General features: G+C 60.0%; 5 protein-coding genes and 2 pseudogenes. 3 read left to right on the top strand and 4 right to left on the bottom strand.

Annotated elements, in window-relative coordinates; all coding sequences use genetic code 11:
* The 3 genes from BG35_RS0105615 to BG35_RS0105605 form a co-directional block, all read left to right on the top strand.
* The coding region (locus BG35_RS0105615; RefSeq protein WP_025782052.1) for a circularly permuted type 2 ATP-grasp protein at positions 1–679 on the top strand (679 nt) is incomplete at its 5' end.
* Positions 673–1650 carry an alpha-E domain-containing protein gene (locus BG35_RS0105610; RefSeq protein WP_025782051.1) on the top strand — a complete coding sequence of 326 codons (978 nt, stop codon included), beginning with the start codon at positions 673–675 and terminating at the stop codon, positions 1648–1650. The genes BG35_RS0105615 and BG35_RS0105610, both read left to right, overlap by 7 nt.
* Positions 1647–2531 carry a transglutaminase family protein gene (locus BG35_RS0105605; protein ID WP_025782050.1) on the top strand — a complete coding sequence of 295 codons (885 nt, stop codon included), beginning with the start codon at positions 1647–1649 and terminating at the stop codon, positions 2529–2531. Before BG35_RS0105610 ends, BG35_RS0105605 begins: the two co-directional genes overlap by 4 nt.
* A gap of 64 nt (positions 2532–2595) precedes the next feature.
* Here BG35_RS0105605 and BG35_RS0105600 read toward each other — a convergent pair whose 3' ends face one another.
* From BG35_RS0105600 to rpsP, 4 genes and pseudogenes are all read right to left on the bottom strand, one after another.
* Positions 2596–3348 (bottom strand): hypothetical protein, encoded by a 753-nt coding sequence (locus tag BG35_RS0105600; protein ID WP_161632543.1) that lies wholly within the window; start codon positions 3346–3348, stop codon positions 2596–2598.
* Between the two features lie 83 nt (positions 3349–3431).
* Positions 3432–4153, bottom strand: a pseudogene (locus tag BG35_RS10530) (Bax inhibitor-1/YccA family protein).
* A gap of 91 nt (positions 4154–4244) precedes the next feature.
* Positions 4245–5267 (bottom strand): PhoH family protein, encoded by a 1023-nt coding sequence (locus BG35_RS0105590; RefSeq protein WP_025782048.1) that lies wholly within the window; start codon positions 5265–5267, stop codon positions 4245–4247.
* Positions 5268–5306: 39 nt separating this feature from the next.
* A pseudogene (rpsP, locus tag BG35_RS0105585) lies at positions 5307–5555 on the bottom strand (30S ribosomal protein S16); the annotation flags it as partial.
* Positions 5556–5920 lie beyond the last annotated feature (365 nt).

The raw sequence follows: 5920 nt of genomic DNA, 5'->3' as shown, positions 1-5920 counted from the left end.
TGTTTGGCTTAATAGCACCAATGGAAGTCAGATTGTTGATGTAATTTACCGGCGCATTGATGATGACTTTCTGGATCCGGATTGCTTCCGACCAGATTCCCTTTTGGGAGTCAGGGGGCTTATGGATGTGTACCGTCAAGGACGGGTGTCCATTGCCAATGCCCCAGGAACCGGCGTAGCGGATGATAAGTTAATTTATACATACATCCCTGAAATTATTGATTTCTATCTTAAGGAAAAGCCCAAACTCAAAAATGTGACTACCTATCGTTGCTCTCGACGTGAGGATTTAGACTATGTCCTGGCCAATCTGGACAAGCTGGTGATCAAGTCTGTCTCGGAGGCAGGTGGTTATGGGATGCTGATTGGTCCCCATGCCACTGCGAAGGAGCAGGAGGAATTTTCCCACCGCATTCAAGCCCAACCTCGCAACTTCATTGCCCAGCCCACCCTTTATCTATCAACAGTTCCTTCCCTCAGCCATGGGGAAATCTACCCTTGTCACGTGGATCTTCGCCCCTACTGTCTACGGGGTCGCCAACAGTGGATCAGTCCCGGCGGTCTAACCCGTGTTGCCCTGAGGCGTAATTCTCTTGTGGTCAACTCGTCCCAGGGTGGTGGTTGCAAAGATACCTGGGTTATCCAGGATGACGTCTCCTCTGTGGCAGTCCCATGTTAGGTCGTGTTGCCGAGTCTTTGTATTGGATGTTCCGCAACATTGAGCGGATTGAGAATCTATCGCGCTTTTTGGAGGTGAGTAGCGCCATGGATCTGGACTCCGGCATGGTCGTTGAACCATGGACGCCCCTCATTGATGCCTGTGGTGACAGGGAGTTGTTTCAGGCGGTAAAGGGTAGCTTCAGCGCCGAGGAAATCGTTGATTTCCTGGTACAAAGCCGAAACAATCCCAGTTCCATTCGAAGTTGCCTCAATCTGGCGCGGGAAAATGCCCGGCAGATTCGCGAGGTGCTCAGCAATGAAATGTGGGAGCATCTTAACACCATGTATTGGCGACTCAAGAATGAACGACCCATGACAGGGCTGCCCAGCCAGGAGTGGTTGCTCAGGGTTCGTCAGGACTGCCAGTTGTTTTATGGAATTGCCGATGTCTGCTTCAGCCGTGGCCTGGGGTGGCAATTCTGCCAGTTGGGGCGGCTGGTGGAGCGAGCCGACAAAACAGCGCGTATTCTCGATGTGAAATATTTCCTCCTGCTGCCCCATGGGGAAACTGTTGGTGGTGTGGTTGACCAACTGCAATGGATTGCCCTGCTGAAAACAGCGGGTGGTTACCAGATGTTCCGCCAGTCCCGCCAGCTTTCCATCACCCCGAAAGGAGTGGCTCAGTTTCTCCTCCTGGATTCGAACTTTCCCCGTTCCGTGCGGTTCTGTCTGGATGGCATCCACCAGTCTCTGATTAAAATCGATCCGCTACAGGGCGTCAGTGAAAGGCCCCTGGGCCGCCATGTGGGCATGATGCAGGCCCGCTGGACCTATACGGATATTGCAGAGATTATCAAGTATGGGTTGCACGAAAGCATTGATCGTCTACAACAGGATCTGAACCACCTCCATAACCAGTTGGAACAGGTCTACTTTCAGGCTCCCCAGTCTGTTCCCTCGCCACGATCTTCCACTCAGAGGACATCATGAAAGCCACCATCACCCACAGCTTTCATTACACCTATAGCCGACCGGTTGAGCTGGGTTCTCACCGCTTTTGTCTCAGGCCCCGTAGCGATGGTCATCAGCGGCTGGAGTCCTTCAACCTGCGGATCAGTCCCCATCCCAGCAAACAGTTCACCCTGCTCTCGGCCAGCAACGACGAGGTGATTCGCGCCTGGTTCAGTGGATGCACGGATCGCCTCACCATTGAAGCCACGTCCCAGGTGTTCACATGCCCTTACCCCCCCATTGCGGAGTGCATCGCCTCCGGGGACAAGCCGCTTCCCTATGCCCTCAGTGACCGGGATCGTTCCTTGGAGGGTTACACATTGGGTTGGCTGCCCAATGGGCAGCACGACTATGCCGCGGTGCAGTTGGCCCAGGAAGCGCTGATGATGAGTGACCACCACCCCCTTGGTTTCCTGTCGCAACTGGTGGTCGTAATTAAAGAGCGCATCAGCTACAGCCTCCGCCACACGGGGCCGGCCTGGCCGGCCGGCCGCACAATTCGTGAAGGCATTGGCTCCTGCCGAGATCTGGCCATGGTGTTCATTGAGTCCTGTCGCTGCATCGGGCTGCCGGCACGGTTTGTGAGCGGCTATCATCTGACCGAGCCGCCGCCACACACTTACGAGTTGCATGCCTGGGCCGAGGTGTATCTGCCGGGAGCAGGCTGGCGAGGATTTGATCCCAGTGGCAACGGTGAAATCGACCAGCAGTACATCGCTATTTCAACCCCGTCGGACCCCGTCAAGGCTGCCGCTGTGCAAGGGACCTACACCTGCTCCGGTGGGGCGGTGACCTCCAACTTCAATTGGAGCATTGCCGTGGACTCGTCCGCCAATGCCCCCGAGGATTGTGGGCAGTAGGGAGACCTGCCCCGTCCGGTGCAGCGTTGGCCAGCAAACACCTTGCCCTGTCGAGGCGGGGCTTTTACCAGGCGCCTAAGGCTGAAGCGGAACAGCGCCAGGGGCCAGGGCCAGGCAGTGGCCGGTCGGTGGCGGTGGGCAGAATGAAGCTGAGCTGGTTTCCGGTTTCCGATTTCACATGGAGGCGCAGGCGGCCTTCCTCCAGAGGTACGGCCTGGGTAATGCGTCCCCGCTTGTTGTAGTTCAGGATCACCTTTGCCCCCACCTGGGTGGAGCCGTTGCTGAGAAACCACACGCTGGTAATGTCCCCGTCCAGCCAATGAATCAGGATCGTGTTGTCGGTCATTTCGGAGGAATCCCCCTGCGCCGCCACCACACAGGACTGGACGGCTCCGTTGTAGGTGCAGTCCGGCTGATAGGTGGAGCTTGGGGAAGGGGCGGCCAAGGCTGGCCCGAGAGCCGTTGCCTCCACAGGGTCAGGGCCGGGCAGTGGCTGGTTGATGGTGGTGGGCAGGATGAAGCTGAGCCGGTTTCCGGTTTCCGATTTCACGTGGAGGCGCAGGCGGCCTTCCTCCAGAGGTACGGCCTGGGTAACGTGCCCCCGCTTGTTGTGGTTCAGGATCACCTTTGCCCCCACCTGGGTGGAGCCGTCGCCGAGAAACTGCACGCTAGTAATGTCCCCGTCCAGCCAATGAACCAGGATCGTGTTGTCGGCCATTTCGGAGGAATCCCCCTGCGCCGCCACCACGCAGGACTGGACGGCTCCGTTGTAGGTGCAGTCCGGCTGATAGGTGGAGCCTGGGGGAGGGGCGGCCAAGGCTGGCCCGAGGGCCATTGCCTTGACCAGAGCCGTAGTTCCCCCGCCCATGACCAGGAGTCTGAGTAGCCTGCAGATCCTCATCAATCCCTGCTGCCACTCAGCGCGATCACCAGCCGCAGAATGAAGATGAACAGGTTGATGTAGGTGAGATACATGCTCAGGGCGCCGGCCAGATACTGATCATCCCGATAGGTGCGGGGCATGGTGTAGAAGTCCAGAAAGGCCGCACCGGTAAAGAGGACCGTGCCGAAGCCGGCAATCATCAGTTCAAAACCACCCCCGCCAAACCCCGGCAGGAACAGCCCCCCACCAGTTGAATCACCATGGCAATGAGCAGGCCGATGATGCCCAGGCCCACCACCTGCCCCAGGGCCTGGCCCACGCTGTCGCTCATGCGGCGCCCGTAGACCGAGGCAATCAGGAAGGTGGCGCCCGTGGCCAGGGCGGCGGTGCCAACGCCGCCAATGCCTGCGGCGTTGATGGCCAGGGCCACCAGTCCACTGAGGGTGAAGCCGGTGAGCAGGCTGTAAAGGGCCAGCAGGGGCAGGGCTGTGGTGTTGTCGCCACGGCTGGCTACGCCCTGGGCTACGAAGAAGAGCACCAGGTTGCCGATCAAGGCAATCCAGAACAGGGGCATGAAGGCGGCGGAGCCCACCATGGACAACCCCCCGAATGCGCCCACGGCCGTAAGGATCATGCCGCCGCCCACATAGGGCAGGGCCTTGTTCACAACGTTGGGTCCCACAAGGGCGCTGGCTTGCGCCTCGCGGATGGCGTCTTGAAAATTGCTTTGCGCAGGCATGGGATCTTTAGAAAGCCTTTCCCAATCTTGCCAGAAATTTCCGGGAGGAGAGGGTGGGGATTTCCCTTCCAGTGGGGCTCGTCATGTTCACTCAGTTGCGGCGCCGGTCAGGGAAGCGGCCTGCCGTAACCAGCGCTTGGCGATTTTGCTGGTCAAAGCGCCCATAGGCCTCCACGATGCGCTGCACCAGGGGATGACGGACCACGTCAGCACCAGTGAGTTCAACCATGGCCACCCCCTCCACCCCTTTGAGGACAGCTTTGGCCTCGTCAATGCCACTGCGCTGATGTCGAGGCAAATCCGCCTGGGAGGGATCCCCTGTCACCACCATGCGGGAACTGTCCCCCAGGCGCGTGAGCACCATGCGCATCTGGGCGGGGCTGGTGTTTTGCGCCTCATCCAGAATGATGAAGGCATCGGAGAGGGTGCGGCCCCGCATATAGGCCAGGGGCGCCACCTCGATGGTCCCTTTCTCCAGCAACGTCCCGGTGCGCTCCTGCCCCAGGAGCATGTGCAGAGCGTCATAGAGGGGACGGAGGTAGGGATCCACCTTCCGTTGCAGGTCCCCCGGCAGGAATCCCAGCCGCTCCCCCGCCTCTACGGCCGGACGGGTGAGGATCAGGCGCTCCACCTTGCGGGCGTTCAGCATCTGCACCGCCAGAATGGTGGCCAGAAAGGTTTTGCCCGTGCCGGCGGGGCCGAGGCCGAAGGTGAGGGCATGGCGCTCAATGGCCTCCACATAGGCCTTCTGCCGCAGGGTGCGGGGACGGAGGAGACGACCCGTCTGGGAGCGGGCCAGTACGGTATTCCCCAGGTTCTGATGCTCCTGGCCCCGACCGGTGTCCAGTGCTGTCAGGGCTGTGGCGAGGTCAATTGCGGTGACGGGTTCTCCGGTGCTCCACAGGGGCCTGAGCAACTCCACCAACCGGGCTGCCCGTTGCACTTGGGATGGCCTTCCCTGAATCTGCAAGGCCAGACCATGGAGCACAAGGTGGGAACCGGTGGAATCCCCCAGCCGCTTGAGGTTGCATTCGGCTTCCCCGGCCAGGGCGATGGCAGCATCCGGTGAGGGGAGCTGCAGGAGGAAGCGCTCAGCCCCGGCAGGCCCCTCCATGGAAACGCCTCAAGTCTGGCTGGATTGGGGCGCCTTGACGGGCCGTTCCGGCTTGGGCAGCAGACCACCGCGTTGCAGCAAATGGCGCACCGTTTCCGTGGGCTGGGCCCCCTGCTCCAGTCGTCGCCGAATGGCTTCCGTTTCCAGGCGCGTCTCCTTGTTGCGGGGATTGTAGAAACCCAGCACCTCCAGGGGACGGCCTTCACGACGCACCGAAGCTTCCATGGCCACCAGACGGAAACTGGCTTCCTGCTTTTTGCCAAAGCGCTTCAGGCGGAGTTTGATCATGGACGGTGACGGTGAAAGCCGGGACGGGAGAGTGAAGTGTACCCGATGGGAATCATCCTTGCAGTGTGCCATGGAGTGGGGCGAAGGTCAAACGTTGAATCAGCCGGCCGGTGGCTCGTCGCCACTCGCTAGGCGTGATGCCGTTGGCGGACAGCAGCCAGTAGGCATGAACGCTCCTGGTACCGCTGAACATCAAGACGGTGGGCCGCCTTGGAACGTCTGCATCAAGTCCATGATTGTGTCCAGTGACAACGCAGTAAGCAAGGGCGCTCCTCTTGTGCTTCGCCGACAAGGAGGCCACGGCCCTTGTCCACTGTGGCAGGGCTGGAACTCAAAGAGCCCGCGATCTATCACTGGAAACGGGC

Source organism: Candidatus Synechococcus spongiarum SH4, from assembly GCF_000586015.1.
In the GTDB taxonomy this organism is placed as follows: domain Bacteria; phylum Cyanobacteriota; class Cyanobacteriia; order PCC-6307; family Cyanobiaceae; genus Synechococcus_B; species Synechococcus_B spongiarum_F.
The sequence above is the reverse complement of the archived record's forward strand: the minus strand, read 5'-3'. Positions and strand labels throughout refer to the sequence as shown.